Raw genomic sequence first — 23,019 nt, 5'->3', positions numbered from 1 at the left:
GCCTGTCAGCCGCAGCGCACGGCGGTCACCACGCCCGCGCCGTCCACCACGAGGTTCACGCGCTCGGTGTTGAACTCCAGCGTCACCACCTGCCCGGGCCGCAGCACGCGCGCGATGTGGGCGCCCGAGCGCGCGCGCGCCGTTTCCACCACCTGCGCCGTGGCCGTCTTGCCGATGGCCGATTGGGCGGGGCCCTGGGCGTCGCACAGTCCGCCGACCGGCGGCGCGTCCGGCGCGGGCGCGGGGCCGGGGGGCTGCGTGCCGCAGCCGGTGGCCAGCAGCAGTGCCGAAACGGCGGCGAGCGCGGCGGTCTTGCCGTGGATGGTCATGGCGGGGCTCCTGTGGAAAGAGTCTGCGACGATAGCCGAAGACGCCCCGCGTACCCGTCACCACGGGTAACGCATGGCCTTTGCGGCACGGCGCCGGCAGCGGCTGCGCTCATATACTCCCCCTACCACCATTCGTCCACCGCAGATATAAAGACGAAGATGATTGCATACTCCTGGGGAGTATATTAAACTTGGAAACAGCAGTTGACCGCTTCGTATCCCTTGCCAGGCCGCATGAAATCGAGCGTTCACGGCTTCGATGGCGTTCACCTCATGGGTGAGAGCGCCATGCACCTGCCAGCACCGCGCTCGGCGCGCCATGCGGCGTTGCTCCTCCTTGCGGGCAGAGTAGCCCGCCGCGTCGTCGCGCCTTGCCTGGCACCCCGATCACGGCACTGGCAGGCGCATCCAACTGCCGTTTCCAGGTTAAAAATGCTCCCGGTATGTCCGCGTGCAGCCCGTGCGTCACAGGATGCGGTTGAACCACAGCAGCGACAGCCCCGCCGACAGCAGGGCCAGCAGCGCGGCGGCCAGGGCGAACAGGCTGGAGATCTCGGTTTCCTTCTTCTCCACCGTCAGGCGCGAGCTCAGCGTCTCGTACACCTTCTTCAGGTCCGTGGCGGTGCCGGCGTGGAAGTATTCGGCGTTGGTCTTGTTGGCCACGGCCTTGAGCGTTTCCTCGTCGAGCCGCACGCGCATGGACCAGCCCTCGAAGCCGATGGTCTCGCCGTCGAGCGTGCCGAAGCCGACCGTGTACACGCGCACGCCGCGGTCGGCGGCCATCTTGGCGGCCTCCAGCGGGTCCACGCCCGTGGTGCGCTGGCCGTCGGTCAGCATGATGATGGCCGCCGAGGTGTAGGAGCCCGGCGCCACGGGCGTGAAGTCGCGTTGCGGGTCGTCGCGCGCGTTCTGCTCGCGCTCCCCCAGGGGCTTGGGGTTGAACGCCTGGCGCCCGCCGAGTTCGGCGATGTCGATGCCCGCGTTGGGGAACAGCGCCGCCAGCGACAGCATGATGCCGTTGCCCGTGGCCGTGCCGCGCTGCAACTGGAAGCTGTCGATGGCGGCCACCAGGTCGTCATGGTTGTGCGTGGGCAACTGCGCGATCTGCGCGCTGCCCGCGAAGGCGACGATGCCCACGCGCACGTTGCGCGGCAGCTCGGCGATGAACTTCTTGGCCGCCTCCTGCGACGCGGCCAGGCGGTTGGGCGCGATGTCGCTGGCGCGCATGCTGCCCGAGACGTCCATGGCCAGCACGATGGTCTGCTGCTGCGAGGGCAGGGTGATGACCGCCATGGGCCGCGAGCCCGCGAGCAGCATGGCGACCAGCGCCAGCAGGAACAGCAGCGGCGGGATGTGGCGGCGCACGCGCTGGCCCGGGCCCATGGCCTCTCGCACCATGGCCAGGCTGGCGTAGCGCAGGCTCAGCTTCTTCTTGCGGCGCAGCAGCAGCACGTACAGCCCCACCAGCAGCGGTACCGCCAGCAGCAGCCAGAGGAATTCGGGCCAGAGGAAGGTCATGGTGCGTTTCTCCCCTAATCAAGCCGCTTGCGGGGCGCGCACGCGCCTGCGGCGCATGTCCATGAAGCGGCGCATGGCATCGAGCAGGTCGTCGGCGGTGGAAAGCTCCAGCGTATCCACGCCGGCGCTGGCGAAGCCCGCGCGCAGCTCGGCCTCGCGCTGCGCGGCGATGCGGGCGAAGCGGTGGCGAAAGCCTTTGTCGTGCGTGTCCACCAGCAGGTGCGCGCCGGTTTCGGCGTCGCGCAGCGTCACCAGGCCGAGGTCGGGCAGGTCGAGTTCGAGCGGGTCGATGAGCCGCACCGCCACCACGTCGTGGCGGCGGGCCAACTGGCCCAGAGGGATGTCCCAGCCCGGCGCGCTGATGAAGTCGGACACCACGAACACCGTGGAGCGGCGGCGGATGTTGCCCGCCGCCGCGGCCAGCAGGTGGCGCAGGTCGGTGGCCGTGGCGCCGCTGGCCACGGGGCGGCGCAGCACCGTGTGCAGCAGGTGCAGCACATGCGCGCGGCCGTTGCGTGCGGGCACCAGGGCGTTGACGCCGTGGCCGCCCGCATCGCCCTGGCCGTCGTAGACCATGGCGCCCACGCGGTTGCCGTGGCGCGTGAGCAGCCGCGCCAGCACGGCCACGAACTGCGTGCTGACGGCGCGCTTGGCCTGCTCGCCCGAGCCGAAGTCCATCGACGGGCTCAGGTCCAGCAGGAACCAGGCGGCCATCTCGCGGTCCTCGGTGAACACGCGCACGTGCGGCACCTGCGAGCGCGCGGTGACGTTCCAGTCGATGTGGCGCACGTCGTCGTGCGGCTGGTATTCGCGCAGGTCGGCCAGGTCCACGCCGCTGCCGCGCATGAGGGTGCGGTAGTCGCCCTGCAGCAGCCCGTCGAGCCGCCGGATGACGGACCATTCGAGCCGGCGCAGCAGCGCGTCGGCACCGGCGCCGCGGTGTCCGCTGGCCTTGGGGGCGCTGGTCTCGGGGCTGGCATTCATGGCGTCATGCGGCGAGTTTTTCATGCCGGAGCGGGCGCGGCGGCGGCGCCACCTTGGCCATGATGCGCTGGACCAGCGCGTCGCCGGTCAGCCCTTCGGACAGCGCCTCGTACGACAGCCCGATGCGGTGGCGGAACACGTCGGGCACCAGGTCGGTCATGTCCTCGGGCAGCACGTAGCAGCGCCCGCGCAGCATGGCCAGGGCGCGTGCGCCTTCGGCCAGGCTGATGGTGGCGCGCGGGCTGGCGCCATAGGTGCGCAGGCGGGCGAAATCCTTCAGGCCGTGCTTCTCGGGCGTGCGCGTGGCCGATACCAGCCGCACCGCGTACTGCAGCAGCGACGGGTCGATGTAGACCTTGCGGCACTCGGCCTGCAGCGCCGCCAGCTGCTCGGTGGTGGCCACGGGGTTGGCGCGCACCGGCTCGGCGATGGCACGCTCGGCGATCACGAACTCTTCCTCGTCCGTGGGGTAGTCGACCAGCACTTTCATCATGAAGCGGTCCACCTGCGCCTCGGGCAGCGGGTAGGTGCCCTCGGTCTCGATCGGATTTTGCGTGGCCATCACCAGGAACGGCGCGGGCATGCGGTGCGTCTCGCCGGCGATGGTCACCTGCCGCTCCTGCATCACTTCGAGCAGCGCGCTCTGCACCTTGGCGGGGGCGCGGTTGATCTCGTCGGCCAGCAGCAGGTTGGTGAACACCGGCCCCAGCGTGGTGCTGAAGTCACCCGTCTTCTGGTTGTACATGCGCGTGCCCACCAGGTCGGAGGGCACGAGGTCGGGCGTGAACTGGATGCGCTTGAAGCGCCCCTGCACCGTGCCGGCGAGCGTCTTCACGGTCAGGGTCTTGGCCAGGCCCGGCACGCCCTCGACCAGCAGGTGGCCCTGCGCGAGCATGGCGACCATGACGCGCTCCAGGAACCGGTCCTGGCCCACGACCACGCGCTTGACCTCGAAGAGGATCTGCTCCATCAGCGTGCCGGTTTCGGTGCTTTCCATGTTGCTGCTCATGTTGCTGCTCATGCTGTTCCTCGCGTTGAAAGGGGGCTCAGAAGGGGGACATGCCCACGGCGGACGCGGCGTTCTCGATCGGCACCGCGAAGCCGATGCCGATGAAGGTGCGCGCCTGCGTGGGGTTGAGGATGGCGGTGACGATGCCCACCACCTCGCCGTCCATGGTGATGAGCGGCCCGCCGGAGTTGCCGGGGTTGGCCGCGGCGTCGAACTGGATCAGGTTGCTGAGCTGGCGCCGCCCCTCGGGCGACTGGAACTCGCGTTTCAGGCCCGACACCACGCCCGCCGACACCGACGGCCCGATGCCGAACGGAAAGCCGACGGCGGCCACGGCCTCGCCCGGGCGCAGATTGTCGGTGGAGCGCAGCGTGGCGGCCACCAGGTCGTCGGGAATCTTGTGGGCCTGCAGCACGGCCAGGTCGTTCTGGGGCTGCACGTTGACGATGTGGGCGGGCGACTCCAGGCCGTCCGCGAACGTCACCGACACGCGGTCGGCACCCTGCACCACGTGCAGGTTGGTCAGGATCGTGCCCTTGTCCACGATGACCACGCCCGTGCCCACGCCGCGCTCGGTTTCTTCCTTGTCGCCCTTGCCCTTGCCATAGCCCACCACGCGCACCACGGAAGGCGCCACGTTGTCTGCGGCGCGCGCGACCGCCGAAGGCATGTTCTTGGTCTGCAGCGTGTGCAGCACCGCCGCGTCGATGTCGTCTTGCGTGATGCGCCGCGTCGGCGTGCGCTGGGCGATGAAGACGCTGGTGGCCAGCAACGCGGCCATCAGCAGCAGCACGGCCCACAGCAGGTGGATCTGCGAGATGCGGCGACGGGCAGGGCGCGTGGGCGCCGCATCGGCCGCCGTGGGCGGCGCTGGTTGCGTGCAGAGACCGTCCGGCGCCGCGGAGTCCGGCGGCATCGGGCGTGACGGGCTGGAGCTGCTGTAGTAGGCGGGCCTGCGCATCCGTTCACCTCGTGTGAAGCACGGCACCCCGATGGCGAAGCGCCGCAGAGAAGCGAGCAGCCACGGTAGCATGGTTCGCCGCTTCGTGCTGTGTCAAAGCATGTTCCGGGCCACGTCGCATGGCGCGCCGAGCGCGGTGCTGGCAGGTGCATAGCGCTCTCACCCACGAGGCGAAGGCCATCGAAGCTGTGAACGCTCGATTTCATGCGGCCTGGCAAGGGATGCAAAGCGGTCAACCGCCAAAGCGGTCAACTGCCGTTTTTGGGATGATTGCGGCCATGACCGTCTGGATCGATACCCACTGCCATCTGGACGCCCCGGAGTTCGCCCCCGACCGCGTCGCGGTGCGCGCCGCAGCAGCAGCAGCGGGGGTCGCGCGCTGCGTGATCCCCGCCGTGGAGGTCGGGAATTTCGATGCCGTGCGCGCATTGGCGCACCAATTCGGGGACTGCTATGCACTCGGCATCCATCCGCTGTACACGCCCCGGGCCCGCGACGCAGACCTGGAGGCGCTGGACGCCGCGCTCGCCGCGCGGCACGGCGATCCGCGGCTGGTGGCCATCGGCGAGATCGGGCTCGACTACTTCGTCCCCGGACTGGACGCTGGCCGGCAAGAGGCGTTCTACCGCCGGCAATTGCGCTTGGCGCGGCGTCACGGCCTGCCCGTGATCCTGCATGTGCGGCGCTCCGCCGACCGGCTGCTCAAGCAGTTGCGCGCGCTGGCGGCGGAAGACGGCGGTGGCGGCAATGGCGGTGATGGCCGGCAGCCCTGGCGCGGCATTGCCCACGCCTTCAACGGCAGCGCGCAGCAGGCGCAGGCGTTCATCGCGCTGGGCTTCAAGCTCGGCTTCGGCGGCGCCGTGACATTCGAGCGCGCGCGCCAGTTGCGCCGGCTTGCCGCTGACTTGCCGCTGTCGGCCCTGGTGCTGGAAACCGACGCGCCCGACATTCCACCGCAATGGCTGTACCGCGCCGCGCAGCAGCGCGCCGCCGGACAGCCGCAGGGCCGCAACGCGCCGGGCGAACTGCCGCGCATCGCCGAGGTGGTGGCCGGTCTGCGCGGCATGCCGCTGGAGGTGCTGGCGCAGGCCACCACGCGCAATGCGCTCGACGCCCTGCCCGGGCTGGAGGCGCTGGCGTGACGGCACCGCAGCCCGCCCGGCTCCAGGGCCTGCCGCCCATCGCCTCGCCCGCCATGCGCCTGCTGGTGCTGGGCAGCTTCCCGGGCGCGCGCTCGCTCGCGCTCGGGCAGTACTACGCTCATCCGCAGAACCACTTCTGGCGCATCCTGGGCGAGCTGTGGCGCGTGGACATGGCGGCGCTGGACTATGCCGGCAGGACGGCCCTGCTGCGCGCGCGCGGACTGGGCCTGTGGGACGTGTACGCATCGTGCGAGCGCGCAGGCAGCCTGGACACGGCCATCCGCAACGCCCAGGTCAACGACTTCGCGGCGCTGGCGCGCACTTGCGTGCAGTTGCAGGCCATCGCCCACAATGGCGGCGAGAGCCATCGCCACGCGCGGCATTCCCGCGCACTGGGCCTGCCGGTATACCGGCTGCCTTCCACCAGTCCGGCCAATGCCACGTGGAGCTTTGCGCGCAAGCGCGACGCGTGGGCCGATGTGCTGGGCACCCACGGATTGATGTGAAACCACGGTATGGCACGTAAGAAAAATCCCGCGGCAGAGCCGCCCGAAGTGAATTTCTCCGATGATGGCGAGGTCCGCCACCTGCACCTGGGCACGCCCTGGATACAGGGCTCCATGCGCGTGGACGCGCCGTTCGACATCGAGCTGGAATACGTGCAGCGCATGATGGCCTGGCTGCTCTTCGTCGAGCCCGCCAGCGTGGCGGGGCGCCATGCCATGCAGCTCGGCCTGGGGGCAGGCGCGCTGACCAAGTTCTGCCACAAGAAGCTGCGCATGAGGACCACGGTGGTCGAGCTGCACCCGCAGGTGCTGGCGCTGTGCCGCGGCTGGTTCAAGCTGCCGCCCGAGGATGCGCGGCTCTCGGTGGTGCTGGGCGATGCGGCGGCGGAAGTACGCCGCCCCGCCTGGCAGGGCGGCATCGATGCGCTGCAGGTCGACCTGTACGACCACGAGGCCGCCGCGCCCGTGCTCGACGATGCGGGCTTCTACGCCGACTGCCGTGCGCTGCTGACCGACGAGGGCTGCATGACCGTCAATTTGTTCGGCCGCGCGTCGAGCTATGCGCGCAGCGTGGAGAAGATTGCCGCCGCCTTCGGCGCCGACGCGCTCTGGGCCTTCAAGCCCACGCGCGAAGGCAACACCGTGGTGCTGGCCCAGCGCACGCCCAGTGCCCCGAAACGCACCGTCCTGGCGGCGCGCGCCGAGGCCATCCAGGCCCGCTGGGGCCTGCCCGCCGCCAAGTGGATGCGCGTGTTCAGGCCCGTGGCGCGAGAACCCGTTTCCGGCCTCCTTGGGCCCCCGCGCGGCCCGGGTCGCGTAGAGTCGCCCTTGCCATGAATGCACACCACCGCCCCCACGCCCGACCCGCTCCCGCCAGCCCTGCCTATGCCCGCCCGCTCACCTGGCGGGTGCTGGTGGAGTGGCTGCAGGCCGATGGCGTGATAACGCTCGATGAGGCCCAGCGCACCATCGCCCGCTGCGCACAGGCCGAAAGCGCCCAGAACCCGCTGGCGCGGCTGGCCAGCGTGGCAATGGTGCGGGCCGCAGACGGCAAGCCGCTGGACATGGAGATGCTCAGCGAATACCTGGCCGGGCGCGCCGGCCTGGCCTACCTGCGCATCGACCCGCTGAAGGTGGACGTGGCCAAGGTGGCCGACACCATGAGCGCCAGCTACGCCGAACGCCACCGCGTGCTGCCGGTGCAGGTCACGGCGCACGAGGTGGTGGTGGCCACCGCCGAGCCCTTCGTCACCGACTGGGTGGCCGAGGTGGAGCGCCAGTCGCGCCGCACGGTGCGCCGCGTGGTCGCCAACCCGCAGGACATCGCGCGCTTCACAGCGGAGTTCTTCGCACTGGCGAAGTCCGTGCGGTCCGCGCAGAAGTCCGGCAACAGCACCGGCGTGGGCAACTTCGAGCAGTTGGTCGAACTCGGCAAGGCCAACAAGCAGCTCGACGCCAACGACCAGGGCGTGGTGAAGGTGGTCGACTGGCTCTGGCAGTACGCCTTCGACCAGCGCGCCAGCGACATCCACCTGGAGCCGCGGCGCGAGCAGGGCGTGATCCGCTTTCGCATCGACGGCGTGCTGCACCCGGTCTACCAGATGCCCATGGGCGTGCTCAACGCCATGGTGTCGCGCATCAAGCTGCTGGGCCGCATGGACGTGGTGGAAAAGCGCCGCCCGCAGGACGGCCGCATCAAGACGCGCAACCCGCGCGGCGACGAGGTGGAAATGCGCCTGTCCACGCTGCCCACGGCCTTCGGCGAGAAGATGGTGATGCGCATCTTCGACCCCGACACCGCGGTGAAGGACCTGGACGCGCTGGGCTTCACGCAGCACGACGCCACGCGCTGGGAGCAACTGGTGCGCCGGCCGCACGGCATCGTCCTGGTGACCGGACCCACGGGCTCGGGCAAGACCACCACGCTGTATTCCACGCTCAAGCGCATCGCCACCGAAGAGGTCAACGTGAGCACGGTGGAGGACCCGATCGAGATGATCGAGCCCACCTTCAACCAGACCCAGGTGCAGCCGCAGCTCGACTTCAGCTTCGCCGAGGGTCTGCGCGCGCTGATGCGGCAGGACCCGGACATCATCATGGTGGGCGAGATCCGCGACCTGGAGACCGCCGAGATGGCGGTGCAGGCCGCCCTGACCGGCCACCTGGTGTTCAGCACGCTGCACACCAACGACGCGCCTTCGGCCATCAGCCGCCTGATGGAGCTGGGCGTGCCCTCGTACCTCATCAACGCCACCATGCTCGGCGTGCTGGCGCAGCGGCTGGTGCGCACGCTGTGCAGGCAGTGCAAGCAGCCCGACACCGAAACGTCGCAGGAGACGCTGGCCGAGTTCATCCGCCCCTGGAAGACCCACGGCCAGTGGAAGCCCTACAAGCCCGTGGGCTGCGTGGACTGCCGCATGACCGGCTACATGGGCCGCATGGGCCTGTACGAACTGCTCACCATCAACGAGGTGTTCAAGGACAAGGTCACGCGCGAGCCCAGCATCGAGTCGCTGCGCCGCCAGGCCATCGCCGACGGCATGCGCCCGCTGCGCCTGGCCGGCGCGCTGCGCGTGGCCGAGGGGCTGACGACGCTCGAAGAAGTGACCGTCGCCACGCCGCCGCTGGATTAGCGTTAGCGCGCCCGCATGCGGGTTTGTACGGTAGGTGAAATCCACATCGGACCGCGGGTGTATTCACCCCACAATCCGCCAGTCGAAAAATCACACGACTGGAGAGACTGAAGTGAAAATCAAAAGTCAAAAGGACTTCTTCGCCGGGCTGATGTTCACCGTCGTCGGCGTTGCATTCTCGGTGGGGGCCACTACCTACACTGTCGGCAGCGGCGCGCGCATGGGGCCGGGCTACTTCCCGCTGATGCTGGGCATCCTCATGGCCATCCTCGGCCTGGCCATCGGCTTCAAGGCGCTGACGGTCGAGACGGCGGACGGCGACAAGATCGGCAAGTGGGCCTGGAAGCCGCTGGTCTGCATCATCGCCGCCAACCTGGTGTTCGGCGTGCTGCTCGCGGGGCTGCCGAGCATCGGCTTCCCGGCGTTCGGCCTGATCGTCGCCATTTACGCGCTGATTTTCATCGCCTGCCTGGCCGACAACCGCAAGTTCAATTTCAAGGAAACGCTGATCCTCGCCACCGTGCTGGCGGTGGGCAGCTACGTGGCTTTCGTGTGGGCGCTCAAGCTGCAGTTCCCCGTGTGGCCCAGCTTCATCACCGGTTGAACGGGCAGGAGAACTGATTCATGGATTTGTTTGCCAATCTCGCGACCGGCTTCGGCGTCGCGTTCACGTTCCAGAACCTCATCTACTGCTTCGTCGGCTGCCTGCTGGGCACGCTGATCGGCGTGCTGCCGGGCGTCGGCCCCGTGGCCACCATCGCCATGCTGCTGCCGGCCACCTACGCGCTGCCGCCGGTGGCGGCCCTCATCATGCTGGCCGGTATCTACTACGGCGCGCAATACGGCGGCTCCACCACCGCCATCCTGGTCAATCTGCCGGGCGAATCGTCGTCGGTGGTGACGGTGATCGACGGCTACCAGATGGCGCGCAAGGGGCGCGCCGGGCCGGCGCTGGCCGCCGCGGGCCTGGGCTCGTTCTTCGCGGGCTGCGTGGGCACGCTGATCCTGGCCGCGTTCGCCGCGCCGCTGACCGAGGTGGCGTTCAAGTTCGGCCCCGCCGAGTACTTCTCGCTCATGGTGCTGGGCCTGATCGGCGCCGTGGTGCTGGCCTCGGGCTCGCTGCTCAAGGCCGTATCCATGATCGTGCTGGGCCTGCTGCTGGGCCTGGTGGGCACGGACGTGAACTCGGGCGTCGCCCGCTACAGCTTCGACATTCCCGAACTCACCGACGGCATCAACTTCGTGGTGATCGCCATGGGCGTGTTCGGCTACGGCGAAATCATCGCCAACCTGGCCCATCCCGAGGACGAACGCGAGGTGTTCACCGCCAAGGTCGAGGGGCTGTTTCCGACCAAGGAAGACTTCAAGCGCATGATCCCCGCCGTGCTGCGCGGCACGGCGCTGGGCGCGGCGCTGGGCATCCTGCCCGGCGGCGGCGCGCTGCTGGCGGCCTTCGCCGCCTACACGCTGGAGAAGAAGACCAAGCTCAAGCCCGGCGAAGTGCCGTTCGGCAAGGGCAACATCCGCGGCGTGGCCGCGCCCGAGTCGGCCAACAACGCCGGTTCGCAGACTTCCTTCATCCCGCTGCTCACGCTGGGCATTCCGCCCAACGCCGTGATGGCGCTGATGGTGGGTGCCATGACCATCCACAACATCCAGCCGGGCCCGCAGGTGATGACCAGCAACCCCGAGCTGTTCTGGGGCCTGATCGCCTCGATGTGGATCGGCAATGCCATGCTGGTGATTCTGAATCTGCCGCTGATCGGCATCTGGATCAAGCTGTTGAGCGTGCCCTACCGCTGGCTGTATCCCTCCATCGTGCTGTTTTGCGCGGTGGGTGTGTATTCCACCAACAACAACACGTTCGACGTCTGGCTGGTGGGCTTGTTCGGGCTGATCGGCTACGTGTTCCACAAGCTCGGCACCGAGCCCGCGCCGCTGCTGCTGGGCTTCATCCTGGGCCCGATGATGGAGGAGAACCTGCGCCGCACGCTGCTGCTCTCGCGTGGCGAATGGTCGGTGCTGGTCTCCCGCCCGATCTCCGGGGGCCTGCTGGCCGCCGCGCTGCTGCTGCTCATCATCGTGCTGCTGCCGGCGGTGAAAAACAAGCGCGAGGAAGCCTTTGTGGAAGAGTGACCCCGGTACGCCGGGCGAAAGAGGAGAACGGCCCTGCGGGGCCGTTTCCTTTTGGGCGGCGCAAAGGCGCATGGAAAGCGGACTGCCGATAATCCCCCTCATGCAATTCGATTTTCGCAATCCCTATCTTTCCACCCGCGTGCCGGTGTTCGCGCGCAACGTGGTGTCCACCTCCCATCCGCTGGCCGCGCAGGCCGGCCTGCGCATGCTGTGGAAGGGCGGTAACGCGGTCGATGCCGCCGTGGCCGCCGCCGCGGCGATGACCATCGTCGAGCCGGTGAGCAACGGCCTGGGCAGCGATGCGTTCTGCATCCTGTGGGACGGCCGGGCGCTGCATGGCCTGAACGCCTCGGGCCGCGCGCCTGCCGCCTGGACGCCGGAATACTTCCGGCGCAAGTACGGGGCCGATGCGCAGCATCCGCCCAAGCGCGGTTTCGACGCGGTGACGGTGCCCGGTGCCGTGGCCGCTTGGGCAGCCCTGAGCGAGCGCTTCGGCAAACTGCCCTTCGCCGACCTGCTGGAGCCCGCCATCGACATCGCCGAGCGCGGCTACCTCGTGCCGCCCATCGTGCAGCAGAAATGGGCCGCGCCGGTGGACGAGCTGCGGTCGCTGCCCGGTTTCGCCCAGGCGTTCCTGCCGCATGGGCGCGCGCCGCAGGTGGGCGAGTTGTTCCGCTTTCCCGCCGCCGCGCGGGCGCTGCGCGCCATCGCGCAAAGCCACGGGCAGGCGTTCTACGGCGGCGAGATCGCCGAGGCCATCGAGGGCTTTTCCGCCGCGCACGGCGGCAGCATCACGGCGCGCGACTTCGCGGCCTACCGGCCCGAATGGGTCGCGCCCATCGGCCAGGACTACCGCGGCCATACGCTGCACGAGATACCGCCCAACGGCCAGGGCATCGCGGCGCTGATCGCGCTGGGCATCCTGCGGCAGTTCGACGTCGCCGCGCTGCCGGTGGACGGCGTGGCCTCGCAGCACCTGCAGATCGAGGCGATGAAGCTCGCCTTCGCCGACGTGTACCGCTACGTGGCCGAGCCATCGGCCATGGCGGTGACGGCCGCGCAAATGCTCGATGACGGCTACCTGGCCGCACGCGCGAAGCTCATCGACATGCAAAAGGCCCAGGACTTCGGCGCTGGCAGCCCCGTGAAGGGCGGCACCATCTACCTCACCGCCGCCGACGAAAGCGGCATGATGGTGAGCTTCATCCAGAGCAACTACATGGGCTTTGGCTCGGGCTGCGTGGAGCCCACGTTCGGCATCAGCCTGCAGAACCGCGGCCACGCGTTCGCGCTCGACGCCCGGGCCCGCAACCCGGCCAACGTGGTGGCACCGGGCAAGCGGCCCTTCCACACCATCATCCCGGCCTTCCTGACGAAGGATGGCCAGCCCGTCATGAGCTTCGGCGTGATGGGCGCCAACATGCAGCCGCAGGGCCACCTGCAGACGCTGGTGCGCATGCTCGACTACCGCCAGAGCCCGCAGGCCGCCTGCGACGCGCCGCGCTGGCGCTACAACGCGGGGCTGGATATCAACGTGGAGGCCACCATGCCCACCAGTACCGTGCAGGGCCTGGCCGCGTTGGGCCACCGCATGGAGGTGATCGACGATTCGTACCAGGACTTCGGCGCCGGCCAGTTCATCTGGCGCGCGGGCGATCCGGCCACGGCAGGCTACGTGGCCGCCAGCGACCCGCGCCGCGACGGCCTCGCGGCGGGCTTCTGACGCACCCCGGCATGGCAGTCGATTTACAGCCAAAAGTGCATCCAGCGCAGGCAGCACCTGCGGCGACAGCTACTAAATCAGTAGCAGACGGCCTGTTCCTCGCCCTGGCGGGGTCGATCGCCTTCTCGGGCAAGGCCATCATCGTCAAGCTGGCCTACCGCCATGGCGTGGACGCGGTCACGCTCATCATGTACCGCATGCTGTTCGCGCTGCCGGTGTTCGTGGCCATGGCCTGGTGGGCCAGCAGCGGCAAGCCGGCGCTGACCCTGCGCGACTGGCTGGGCGTGCTGGGGCTGGGCGTTGCCGGCTACTACCTGGCGAGCTTCCTCGACTTCGTGGGGCTGGCCTACATCAGCGCCAGCCTGGAGCGGCTCATCCTCTACCTCAACCCCACGCTGGTCATGGGGCTGGGCTGGCTGCTCTACCGCCGCCGCATCACGGCGCGGCAGGTGCTCGGCATGGCCGTGAGCTACTGCGGCGTGGTGCTGGTGTTCGGGCTGGAGCTGCACGCGCAGGGCGCGGATGCCGCGTGGGGAACGCTGCTGGTGTTCCTGAGCGCGGTGAGCTATGCCGTCTACCTGGTCTACAGCGGCGAGATGGTGCGCCGGCTGGGTGCGCTGCGCCTCGTGGGGCTGACCAGCACGGTAGCCTGCCTGTGCTGCATCGCGCAGTTCGCCGCGCTGCGCCCGCTCTGCGCCGCCGCCGTGGCGCCGCAGGTGGTGTGGCTGTCGCTGCTCAACGCGGTGGCCTGCACCGTGGCGCCGGTGCTGATGGTGATGATGGCCATCGAGCGCATCGGCGCCGGCATGGCGGCGCAGGCCGGCATGGTCGGGCCGCTGTCCACCATCTTCATGGGCATCGTGATCCTTGGCGAGCCGTTCACGCCATGGATCGCGGTGGGCACGGCGCTGGTCATCGCGGGCATTTTCGTCTTCACGCGCAGCCCGCGCTGACGCGGTTCACTTGCGGGCGGCGAGCCGCTGCGCCACTGTCACCGCGGGCTTGCCCGTGTACGGGTCCAGCCGCTGGCCCATGGCCTGTTCGAGCTGGTCCAGCCGCGCCTGCGCGGGCGGGTGGGTGCTGAGGGTGAGCGTGAACATCGGGTTGTCCGGCGTGGCCGTGCGTAGCTGCTGCAGCACCGCCACCAGGCCATACGGGTCGAAGCCCGCGCGCGTGGCCAGCGCCACGCCGTTGCGGTCGGCCTCGAACTCGTCGCTTTGGTCCAGCCCGCGCGAATACAGGTTGCGGCCCAGCGTCAGCAATTGCGCCGACACCGCGCCGCCCAGGTTGTTCTTGAGCTGCGACGCCGCCAGTTGCGTCAGCAGCCCCGTCTGCGCCGACTTGCGCATGGCTTGCAGGTGGTGCTTGGCGGTGACGTGGGTGATCTCGTGCGCCAGGATGCCGGCCAGCTCGGACTCGTCCTTCGTGCTGTCCACCAGGCCCTTGGTCACGAACACGTAGCCGCCGGGCGCGGCGAAGGCGTTGAAGCCCGGGTCGTCGAGCACCACGAAGGTCCAGGGCAGGGTGGGCCGCAGCGACTGCAGGCTGATCCAGCGGCCCAGTTGGTTCACGTAGCGCTGCAGCGCCATGTCGGGATGCAGCGGCTTGCTGCCCAGCAGCACGGCGGCGAGCTGGCGACCGATCTGGATCTCGCGCGCCTCGTCGATCTGGGTCACCGACTGGCTGAGCATCTGTATCAGTTCGTCGGGCTGCGCGCCGCCGCTGTTGCCACCGCCGCCCAGCACGCTGCTCAGTATGTTCGCCGGCGCCGAGCCGTCGCCCCCGCCGCGCAATGAATTGAGCAGCCCGCCCAGTTGCGCGCTGGCGGGCATGGCGGCCAGGCCCGCGCATGCCAGCGCCGCGGTGGCGGCCAGCGTGCGCAGGCGCCGGGTCTTTTGCGTGATCTCGGGGCCTATGCAAACAAGGATGCACAGGCGCTGCGCCCAAAGGCAAAACGTCTCGCCTGAACCTGTTTTGCGTAAGTCGTGCTTCTGCTGCTCTTGCAGGGCGGTGCTCCTCATTGCCTGTACTCGTTGTCGTGCTGCCCGCCCGCCGGGGCGGCGGGCCGCGGCTCGGGCAGGGAATCGACCTTGTGGCTCGCCAGCGGGGCCTGCGCGGCGAACTGCTGGGCCTGCCTGGCGGACAGGCGCAGCTTCTCGGCCTGGTCCACTGCGTCCAGGTTGGGCTGGGCGTTGGCGATGTCCTCGGCGCCCAGGCCGCGTATGCCTACCGTGGAGGTGGCCGTGGTGGTGGTGCTGCGCGAGCCGCCGCCGAACAGGCTGGCGAGCCCGCGCAGCGCATTGCCGCCGGCATCTGCGCCGGATGCCGCCGCGGCGGAGCCGCCCTGCGCTCCCAGGTCGAACATGTGGACCCAGCCCGTGGCGCCTTGCGCGGTGCGCACCTGCACCCAGGCGCCCTGGCGTTCGCCCGCGCGCGTGAGCGGCGTCTGCGCCGGCAGCGCGCCCAGGCTGCGCGCGGTGTCGCCGGGGGTCTCGCGCAGCTCCACCGCGCGCTTGGCGACGACGGCGTCACTGTTCTGCGCCTGCGCAACCATGGCCCATGCCCAGCCGGCCAAGCACAGCGCCAGCGTTTTTCCATGCCACTGTTTCATGCAGATGCTCCCCATCTATGATTGCCGCGCCACATCGGCGCAAACAGCAGGGGGATTGTTATGGATTTGGGCATCGCAGGCAAATGGGCGCTCGTGGGCGGCGCGAGCAAGGGCCTGGGCTACGGCTGCGCGCAGGCGCTCGCACAAGAGGGTGTCAATGTGCTCATGGTGGCGCGAGGCCAGGAGACGCTTGCGCAGGCCGCTAGCAATTTAAGAGCGCAGGCATTGCCGGGGGGCACCAGCGTGGAATATGTCACGGCGGACATCACTACGGCGGCGGGGCGAGCGGCCATCTTCGCGCACCGGGCGGCTTTTGACATTGTGGTCACCAACGCGGGCGGCCCGCCGCCGGGCGACTTCCGCGACTGAGGCCGCGAGGACTGGATCAAGGCCGTGGACGCCAACATGCTCACGCCCATCGAACTCATCAAGGCCACGGTGGACGGCATGGCCGCGCGCGGTTACGGGCGCATTGTCAACATCACCTCCAGCGCGGTGAAGGCCCCCATCGACATCCTGGGCCTCTCCAACGGCGCGCGCAGCGGGCTCACGGGCTTCGTCGCGGGCCTCGCGCGCAGCGGCATCGCGGCCAAGGGCGTGACCATCAACAACCTGCTGCCGGGCTCGTTCGACACCGACCGCCTGCGCTCCAACTTCGACGTGGTGGCCCAAAAGACCGGGAAGGACCCTCAGGCCGTGGCCGTAAGCCGCGCCAGACTCGTGCCCGCAGGCCGCTTCGGAACGTCCGAGGAATTTGGCGCCGTCTGCGCCTTCCTGTGCAGCCTGCAGGCCAGCTACCTCAACGGGCAGAACATCCTGCTCGACGGCGGAGCGTTTCCGGGCACGTTCTGAGCGCCCCAGGGCTGGGCTGCGCCCAGCCCGCCCCCCGAGGGGGAGCAGGCAAACTTGGGGCGGCCCGGCGTTTTGTTTCTCATGAGCCACATGCCCCATCCCGCCATCGATTGCTGCCGCAAATGAACCTGGAAACGGGTGGTGGCAGAACATGCCTGACGCATCGGGGCGCGCGCATGAACGTGGTGGCCGCGCCGTCAGTGCAGCGCCGACGCCACGATGCTGCCCACGATCAGCACGAAGGCCAGCGCGTGGTGCCAGGCCGGCGTCTCGCCGAGGAACAGCACCGACAGCAGCGCCGCGAACAGCGGCGTGAGGTTGACGAAGAAGGCGGCGACCGACGGGTCGGAGCGCTGCACGCCCGCGCCCCAGCAGCGGAAGGCCAGCACCGCCGGCCCGGCGGCGATGAACAGCACCATCGCCACCAGCGTGGCGCTCCACTGGATGGGCGGCGCACCCAGCGCCCATTCGCCGGCCGCGAACAGGCCCGACCAGGCCACGCCCGGCACCACCTGGGCGAGCAGGAAGGCGGCCCAGTCGGCGCGCACGGCCTCGGGCTCGTGGCGCTGGATCAGCAGCCAGCTGTAGAACGCCCAGGCCAGCGCGGCCAGCAGCACGTATACGTCGCCCGGCACCAGCCGCAGCGCGCGCAGGTGGGCCCATTCGCCATGCGAGAGCACCACCAGCACCCCGGCGATCGACAGCGCCGCGCCGACGACCTGCCGGCGCGTGATGCGCTGGCCGAAGAACAGTGCACCCACGGCCAGCATCCACAGCGGCATGCTCGACGCCACCAGCGTCACGTTGATCGGCGAGGAGGTCTTGAGCGCCAGATACTGCAAGGCGTTGTAGCAGCCCACGCCGAGCAGACCCAGCGCCGAGAAGCGGCGCCAGTGCCGCCACAGGCCGCCCGCGGGCCGCAGCACCCAGCCGCCCAGCGGCAGCAGCAGCACCAGCGCCACGGCCCAGCGCAGCAGGTTCAGCGTCATCGGCGGCACCAGCGGCGCGGCCATGCGGCCCAGCACGGCGTTGCAGGCCCACATCAGCGGCGGCACGGTCAGCAGCACGATGGTGCCCGGCGAGAGTCGGTGTGTTTGCGTCATGGGCCGGCACTCTACCAAGCCGGGGTTCCGGGGCATGGCGCGCGCTCCTGCGGCGCGGTGCAGTTCATGGCACGATGCGGGCCTGCCTTTGTCGTTACATCGTTCCAGGAGACTTCCAGCATGACCATCGCAGTACGCATCGACCGCAACGGCGGGCCCGAGGAACTCCAACTCGTCGATGTGCAGGTCGGCGAGCCCGGCCCGGGCGAGATTCGCATCCGCCACAAGGCCGTGGGCCTGAACTTCATCGACACCTACCAGCGTTCGGGCCTGTACAAGCTGCCGATGCCGCTCACGCTCGGCATGGAGGGCGCGGGCATCGTCGAGGCCGTGGGCGCGGGCGTGACGCACCTCGCGCCCGGCGACCGCGCAGCCTACGCCGGGCAGCCGCCCGGCAGCTACAGCGAGGCGCGCGTGATGCCGGCGCAGAACGTCTGCAGGCTGCCCGACGCGATCAGCTTCGAGACCGGCGCGGCCATGATGCTCAAGGGCCTGACGGCGCAATACCTGCTCAAGCGCACCCGGCCCGTGGAAGGGCTGGAGCCCGGCGACTTCGTGCTGTTCCACGCCGCCGCCGGCGGCGTCGGGCTGATTGCCTGCCAGTGGGCGCGCGTGCTGGGCCTGCGCCTGATCGGCACGGCGGGCAGCGAGGCCAAGTGCCGGCTGGCGCTTGCCAACGGCGCGGAGTTCGCCATCAACTACGCCACCGAGGACTTCGCCGCCCGCGTGAAGGAGATCACCGGCGGCGAGGGCGTGAAGGTGGTGTACGACTCGGTGGGCAAGGACACCTGGGACAAGTCGCTCGACTGCCTGCGCCCGTTCGGGCTGATGGTGAGCTTCGGCAACGCCTCCGGCCCGGCGCCGGAGTTCTCGCCCAGCATCCTGGGCGCGAAGGGCTCGCTCTACGTCACGCGGCAGACGCTGTTCAGCCACATCAGCTCGCGCGAGCGCACGCAGGCCATGGCCGACGACCTGTTCGACGTGGTCACCAGTGGCAAGGTGAAGATCCACATCGACCAGCGCTACCCCCTGGTCCAGGTGCAGCAGGCGCACCGCGACCTGGAGGCGCGCAAGACCACGGGCTGCACCATCCTCACGCTGTGACGGCGGGCCTGCTCGACGCCGACTGGCATGCCGCGCTTGCCGCACAGGCGCAGCAAGCGCCGCGCCGCCCGCGCGTGCCGCTCCATGCAGGCGGCGTGGCGGTGGGCTCGGTGGAAGACGGATTTTTAAACCAAATTGCCCCCCAGCGCAGGAAATACGGGAGGTTGCAGCTATCGAAAGATGAGCATCCACCATTCGGCTGGCACTTGTTGGGCGAACCCACGCAGGCGCTCGACGCGCTGGCGCACGCGCTGCGCGAGCAGGGCCTGGCCGGCGCCTGGCGCAATGAGCAGCTCGCCGTGGCCGACGCGCAAGGCCGCCGCGTGGCGACGGTGGAGCGCGCGGCGGTGCGACCCCTGGGCATCGCCACCGCCGCCGTGCACCTGGCGGCGCGCGCGCCCGACGGCCGCCACTGGGTGCAGCAGCGCGCGCTGGACAAGGCCACCGATCCGGGCCTGTGGGACACGCTCATGGGCGGCCTGGTCAGTGCCGCCGACACGCTGCATGACGCGCTGGCGCGCGAAACCTGGGAAGAGGCCGGCCTGCGGCTGGAGCAGTTGCGGGGCGTCGCCCGCGGCGGCACGCTGCCGGTGCGCCGCCCCAGCCCCGACGGCGCGGGCGCCGGCTACATGGTGGAGGACATCGCCTGGTTCCACGCCACCGTGCCCGACGGCGTGGCGCCCTGCAACCAGGACGGCGAGGTGGCGCGGTTCGCGCTGCTGGAGCCCGCGGAGCTGGAGCAGTGGCTCCTGCAGGGCCGCTTCACGCTGGAGGCGGCGCTGGTGCTGGCGCGGGCAGAACCCCTCTTCATGCTATCGAATAGATAGCTGCTGGCGCTTGCCATGCTTGCGCTGGAGGCCATTTCTGCACTGTCCGCACCCGCGAAGCGCCTGCACGGCTTCTCCTGCTTGCGGTCGGCCCCGCCTCCTGTGCCGGGCGCCTGCGGCAGCGGCCAGACTGAAACAATGAGGCTTGCCATCAGCGCCCGCGCCGCACGCGCAGCAGCTCGTCGAGGATCAGGCAGGCCGCGCCCAGCGTGATGGCGCTGTCGGCCAGGTTGAAGGCAGGGAAGTGCCGCCCGCCCAGGTGGAAGTCCAGGAAGTCGACCACGTAGCCGTGCATCATGCGGTCCACCACGTTGCCGATGGCGCCGCCCATGATGCTGGAGAGCGCGAAGGCGAACAGCCTCTGTCCGCTGTGCCGGCGCAACTGCCACAGGATGAACAGCACGGCGGCCATGCCGATGCCGATGAACAGCCAGCGCTGCCAGCCCGCGCCCCAGGCCAGCAACGAGAACGCCGCGCCGCTGTTGTGCGCGCGCACGACGTTGAAGAAGCTGGTCACGTGGGTCGCGTCGCCCAGGCGGTAGAAGCCCAGGATCAGCGTCTTGGTGAACTGGTCCAGCGCCAGCACGATCACGGCCCAGCCGAGCCAGGGCCACATGCCGGCGGAGGAGGGGGCACCGCGGGCCATCAGGCGAAGGTCCGGGTTTCGCCGGGGCCGAACAGGTTCCTGATGGCGCGCGCGCTGAGCGTGGGGTGTGCGGGGTCCTGCCCCACGTCCTCGCCGTAGTGCCAGGTGAATTCACACTTGCGGCCCGGCGCCACCGTGGTTTGCACGGCCAGCGCGTCGCCAGCCGCCACCTGGGCCTGCGAGGTAATGGTGACGTACTTCAGGTCCGCGCCCAGGCTCGCGAGCAGCGCGTGGTCTTCCGGCGCGGCAGTGATGGCCACGGCGGCCTGCAGCGACGAGCCCACCAGGCCCTGCGTGCGCACGGCCTCGATGTCCTTGTTCACCACATCGCGGATCTCGCGGATGCGCGCCCACTTGGCCAGCAGCGCCTCGGCGTCGCCGGGCGCGGGAACGTCCCAGAAGGTCTCGACGAAGATGCTGGGTGAGCGTGCGGGTGCGAACACCTGCCAGGCTTCTTCAGCGGTGAAGCTCAGGAACGGCGCCATCCAGCGCAGCATGGCCTGGGTGATGTGCCAGAGCGCCGTCTGCGCGCTGCGCCGCGCCAGGCTCTTGGCCGGGGTGACGTACAGGCGGTCCTTCAGCACGTCGAGGTAGAAGGCGCCCAGGTCCTCGCTGCAATACACCTGCAGCTTGGCGACCACGGGGTGGAATTCGTACACGTCGTAGTGCTTGAGCACGTCGGCCTGGAACGCCTGCGCGCGCGCCAGGGCGTAGCGGTCGATTTCCAGCATCTGTTGCAGCGGAACGGCGTCCTTGGCGGGGTCGAAGTCGCTGGTGTTGGCCAGCAGGAAGCGCAGCGTGTTGCGGATGCGTCGGTAGCCGTCCACCACGCGGGCGAGGATCTTGTCGTCGATGGCCAGGTCGCCCGAATAGTCCGTGGCGGCCACCCACAGGCGGATGATCTCCGCCCCCAGCTTGTTGCTGACCTCCTGCGGTGCCACGGTGTTGCCGAGCGACTTGCTCATCTTCTTGCCCTGGCCGTCCACCGTGAAGCCGTGCGTGAGCAGCCCCTTGTACGGCGCGCGGCCTTCGATGGCGCTGGCCAGCAGCAAGGAGCTGTGGAACCAGCCGCGGTGCTGGTCGTGGCCTTCCAGATACAGGTCGGCCTCGGGGCCGCTGTCGTGGTGCACCTCGGGGTGGGTGCCGCGCAGCACGTGGAAGAAGGTGGAGCCGGAGTCGAACCACACCTCCAGAATGTCGGTGCTCTTGGCGTAGTGCGGCGCGTCGGCGGCGCCGAGGATTTCTTCCGCGGTCACGCGGCTCCAGGCCTCGATGCCGCCTTCGGCGACGATGGCGGCGGCCTGGTCCAGGATTTCCATGGTGCGCGGGTGCAGCTCGCCCGTGTCCTTGTGCAAAAAGAACGGCAGCGGCACGCCCCAACTGCGCTGGCGGCTGATGCACCAGTCGGGCCGGCCCGCGATCATGTCGCGCAGGCGCGTGCGGCCGTTCTCGGGGTAGAAGCTGGTGTGGTCGATGGCCGCCAGCGCGGTCTGGCGCAGCGTGGCGGGGGGCTTGTCTTTCGTGAACACGCCTTCGCCCTCGTCCATGCGGACGAACCACTGCGCGGCGGCGCGGTAGATCACCGGGGTTTTGTGGCGCCAGCAGTGCGGGTAGCTGTGGGTGATGTCCTTCGTCGCCATCAGGCGGGCGGCCAGGCGCAACGCGTCGATGACGGCAGGCACTGCCTTCCAGATGTGCTGGCCGCCGAACAGCGGGAAGTCCGCCGCGTAGGTGCCGTTGCCCTGCACGGGGTTGAGGATGTCGTCGTAGGCCAGGCCGTTGGCGACGCAGGAGTTGAAGTCGTCTAGGCCGTAGGCGGGCGACGAGTGCACGATGCCGGTGCCGTCGGTGGCGGTGGCGTAGTCGGCCACGTAGACGGGGCTCATGCGGCGGTAGCCCGCGTCTGCGGCGTACAGCGGGTGCTGGAACTCGATGTGGTCCAGCGCCCGCCCCTGGGTGGTGGCGACGATCTGGCCTTGCAGGCCATAGCGCTCCAGGCACTGCTCGACCAGCGTGTCGGCCACGACCAGCAGGCCGCGGTCGGTATCGACCAGGGCGTAGTCCAGATCGGGATTGACGTTGAGCGCCTGGTTCGCCGGGATGGTCCAGGCCGTGGTGGTCCAGATGACGGCAAAGGCGTCCTTGGCGAGCTTCTCCAGGCCGAAAGCGGCGGCGAGCTTGGCGGGCTCGGCGCAGAGGAAGGCCACGTCGAGCGTGGTCGATTTCTTGTCGGCGTACTCGATCTCGAACTCGGCCAGCGAGCTGCCGCAGTCGAAGCACCAGTACACGGGCTTCAGGCCCCGGTACACGTAGCCGCGCTCCATCACCTTCTTCAGCGCGCGCAGTTCGCCGGCTTCGTTGGCGAAGTTCATGGTCTTGTACGGGTGCTCCCAGTCGCCCAGCACGCCCAGGCGCTTGAAGTCGGCCATCTGCTGCGCGATCTGCTCGGTGGCGAAGGCGCGGCTTCTGGCCTGCATCTCCTCGCGCGGCAGGTTGCGGCCATGCAGCTTCTCGATCGCGTTCTCGATCGGCAGGCCGTGGCAGTCCCAGCCCGGCACGTAGAGCGCGTCGAAGCCCGCGAGTTGGCGCGCCTTGGTGATCATGTCCTTCAGGATCTTGTTGACCGCGTGGCCGATGTGCAGCTTGCCGTTGGCGTACGGCGGGCCGTCGTGCAGGATGAACTTCGGCTTGCCGCGCCGCGCATCGCGCAGGCGCTGGTAGATGCCCTGTTCTTCCCATTGCTTCACCCAGTCGGGCTCGCGCTTGGGCAGGTCGCCGCGCATCGGGAAGGGGGTATCGGGCAGGTTGAGCTTGCTGCGGTAGTCGGTTTTCGCGTCGTCTGACATGGTGGGTCGATCCGGAGAGGGGTTGGGCGCTTCCGGCCCGCAGGCGGGCAAGGCGCAAGAGGAGGGGAGGGCCGGCCCCGGATCGGCCC

Annotated in this window: 20 protein-coding genes and 1 pseudogene; 11 read left to right on the top strand and 10 right to left on the bottom strand. The window is 69.4% G+C overall.

Annotated features, from left to right (window positions below; all coding sequences use genetic code 11):
• Window positions 1-5: 5 nt before the first annotated feature.
• The 5 genes from PY257_RS00215 to PY257_RS00195 all read right to left on the bottom strand — a co-directional run bounded on the left by PY257_RS00215 (window position 6) and on the right by PY257_RS00195 (window position 4,801).
• Window positions 6-329 carry an I78 family peptidase inhibitor gene (locus PY257_RS00215; protein WP_275737574.1) on the bottom strand — a complete coding sequence of 108 codons (324 nt, stop codon included), beginning with the start codon at window positions 327-329 and terminating at the stop codon, window positions 6-8.
• Window positions 330-794: 465 nt separating this feature from the next.
• On the bottom strand, window positions 795-1,847 hold the full coding sequence (locus PY257_RS00210) for a VWA domain-containing protein (RefSeq protein WP_275737572.1): 1,053 nt from the start codon (window positions 1,845-1,847) through the stop codon (window positions 795-797).
• Window positions 1,848-1,865: 18 nt separating this feature from the next.
• Window positions 1,866-2,831, bottom strand: coding sequence for a DUF58 domain-containing protein (locus tag PY257_RS00205; protein ID WP_275737570.1), 966 nt, complete (start codon window positions 2,829-2,831; stop codon window positions 1,866-1,868).
• Between the two features lie 4 nt (window positions 2,832-2,835).
• A complete protein-coding gene (locus tag PY257_RS00200; RefSeq protein WP_275737568.1) occupies window positions 2,836-3,852 on the bottom strand; it encodes an AAA family ATPase in 1,017 nt (338 codons plus the stop codon).
• A gap of 25 nt (window positions 3,853-3,877) precedes the next feature.
• Window positions 3,878-4,801 carry a S1C family serine protease gene (locus PY257_RS00195; RefSeq protein ID WP_275737566.1) on the bottom strand — a complete coding sequence of 308 codons (924 nt, stop codon included), beginning with the start codon at window positions 4,799-4,801 and terminating at the stop codon, window positions 3,878-3,880.
• 278 nt (window positions 4,802-5,079) lie between these two features.
• Between PY257_RS00195 and PY257_RS00190 the strand changes: the two genes are divergently transcribed.
• From PY257_RS00190 to PY257_RS00155, 8 genes are all read left to right on the top strand, one after another.
• On the top strand, window positions 5,080-5,943 hold the full coding sequence (locus tag PY257_RS00190; protein WP_275737564.1) for a TatD family hydrolase: 864 nt from the start codon (window positions 5,080-5,082) through the stop codon (window positions 5,941-5,943).
• Window positions 5,940-6,449 (top strand): DNA-deoxyinosine glycosylase, encoded by a 510-nt coding sequence (locus PY257_RS00185; RefSeq protein ID WP_275737562.1) that lies wholly within the window; start codon window positions 5,940-5,942, stop codon window positions 6,447-6,449. Before PY257_RS00190 ends, PY257_RS00185 begins: the two co-directional genes overlap by 4 nt.
• A 9-nt stretch (window positions 6,450-6,458) precedes the next feature.
• Window positions 6,459-7,286, top strand: coding sequence for a class I SAM-dependent methyltransferase (locus tag PY257_RS00180; RefSeq protein ID WP_275737560.1), 828 nt, complete (start codon window positions 6,459-6,461; stop codon window positions 7,284-7,286).
• Window positions 7,283-9,082 (top strand): type IV pilus assembly ATPase TfpB, encoded by a 1,800-nt coding sequence (gene tfpB / locus PY257_RS00175; protein ID WP_275737558.1) that lies wholly within the window; start codon window positions 7,283-7,285, stop codon window positions 9,080-9,082. The genes PY257_RS00180 and tfpB overlap by 4 nt, the downstream gene beginning before the upstream one ends.
• 112 nt (window positions 9,083-9,194) lie before the next feature.
• Entirely contained in the window at window positions 9,195-9,686 is a 492-nt protein-coding gene (locus PY257_RS00170) for a tripartite tricarboxylate transporter TctB family protein (protein ID WP_275737556.1), read from the top strand.
• 20 nt (window positions 9,687-9,706) lie between these two features.
• The gene (locus PY257_RS00165; protein WP_275737555.1) at window positions 9,707-11,218 is read left to right on the top strand and encodes a tripartite tricarboxylate transporter permease; all 1,512 of its coding nucleotides are present in this window, start codon (window positions 9,707-9,709) and stop codon (window positions 11,216-11,218) included.
• 100 nt (window positions 11,219-11,318) lie between these two features.
• Complete coding sequence (locus tag PY257_RS00160) at window positions 11,319-12,941, top strand: gamma-glutamyltransferase family protein (protein ID WP_275737553.1); 1,623 nt, start codon at window positions 11,319-11,321, stop codon at window positions 12,939-12,941.
• Between the two features lie 11 nt (window positions 12,942-12,952).
• Complete coding sequence (locus PY257_RS00155; RefSeq protein WP_275737550.1) at window positions 12,953-13,894, top strand: DMT family transporter; 942 nt, start codon at window positions 12,953-12,955, stop codon at window positions 13,892-13,894.
• Window positions 13,895-13,900: 6 nt separating this feature from the next.
• Here PY257_RS00155 and PY257_RS00150 read toward each other — a convergent pair whose 3' ends face one another.
• Together PY257_RS00150 and PY257_RS00145 are read right to left on the bottom strand one after the other, a co-directional pair.
• A complete protein-coding gene (locus PY257_RS00150; RefSeq protein ID WP_275737547.1) occupies window positions 13,901-14,962 on the bottom strand; it encodes a M48 family metallopeptidase in 1,062 nt (353 codons plus the stop codon).
• Window positions 14,959-15,552 carry an SH3 domain-containing protein gene (locus tag PY257_RS00145; RefSeq protein WP_275737545.1) on the bottom strand — a complete coding sequence of 198 codons (594 nt, stop codon included), beginning with the start codon at window positions 15,550-15,552 and terminating at the stop codon, window positions 14,959-14,961. Before PY257_RS00145 ends, PY257_RS00150 begins: the two co-directional genes overlap by 4 nt.
• Window positions 15,553-15,612: 60 nt before the next feature.
• On the opposite strand from PY257_RS00145, the pseudogene PY257_RS00140 reads away from it, so the two are divergent.
• A pseudogene (locus PY257_RS00140) lies at window positions 15,613-16,404 on the top strand (SDR family oxidoreductase).
• Between the two features lie 197 nt (window positions 16,405-16,601).
• On the opposite strand, the gene PY257_RS00135 reads toward PY257_RS00140, so the two are convergent.
• Window positions 16,602-17,507, bottom strand: coding sequence for a DMT family transporter (locus PY257_RS00135; RefSeq protein WP_275737543.1), 906 nt, complete (start codon window positions 17,505-17,507; stop codon window positions 16,602-16,604).
• A 120-nt stretch (window positions 17,508-17,627) separates the two neighbouring features.
• On the opposite strand from PY257_RS00135, the gene PY257_RS00130 reads away from it, so the two are divergent.
• Together PY257_RS00130 and PY257_RS00125 are read left to right on the top strand one after the other, a co-directional pair.
• Window positions 17,628-18,611, top strand: coding sequence for a quinone oxidoreductase family protein (locus tag PY257_RS00130; RefSeq protein WP_275737541.1), 984 nt, complete (start codon window positions 17,628-17,630; stop codon window positions 18,609-18,611).
• Complete coding sequence (locus tag PY257_RS00125) at window positions 18,608-19,438, top strand: NUDIX hydrolase (protein WP_275737539.1); 831 nt, start codon at window positions 18,608-18,610, stop codon at window positions 19,436-19,438. Before PY257_RS00130 ends, PY257_RS00125 begins: the two co-directional genes overlap by 4 nt.
• A gap of 151 nt (window positions 19,439-19,589) precedes the next feature.
• Here the strand turns inward: PY257_RS00125 and lspA are convergent, their stop codons facing one another.
• Window positions 19,590-20,084, bottom strand: coding sequence for a signal peptidase II (lspA, locus tag PY257_RS00120; protein WP_275737537.1), 495 nt, complete (start codon window positions 20,082-20,084; stop codon window positions 19,590-19,592).
• Window positions 20,084-22,930, bottom strand: coding sequence for an isoleucine--tRNA ligase (ileS, locus tag PY257_RS00115; protein WP_275737535.1), 2,847 nt, complete (start codon window positions 22,928-22,930; stop codon window positions 20,084-20,086). The genes lspA and ileS overlap by 1 nt, the downstream gene beginning before the upstream one ends.
• Between the last annotated feature and the right edge of the window lie 89 nt (window positions 22,931-23,019).

This window comes from Curvibacter soli (genome assembly GCF_029211125.1).
GTDB classification, from domain to species: Bacteria; Pseudomonadota; Gammaproteobacteria; order Burkholderiales; family Burkholderiaceae_C; genus Curvibacter_A; species Curvibacter_A soli.
Note: the sequence above shows the minus strand (reverse complement) of the source record. Positions and strands in the feature narration are given on the sequence as shown.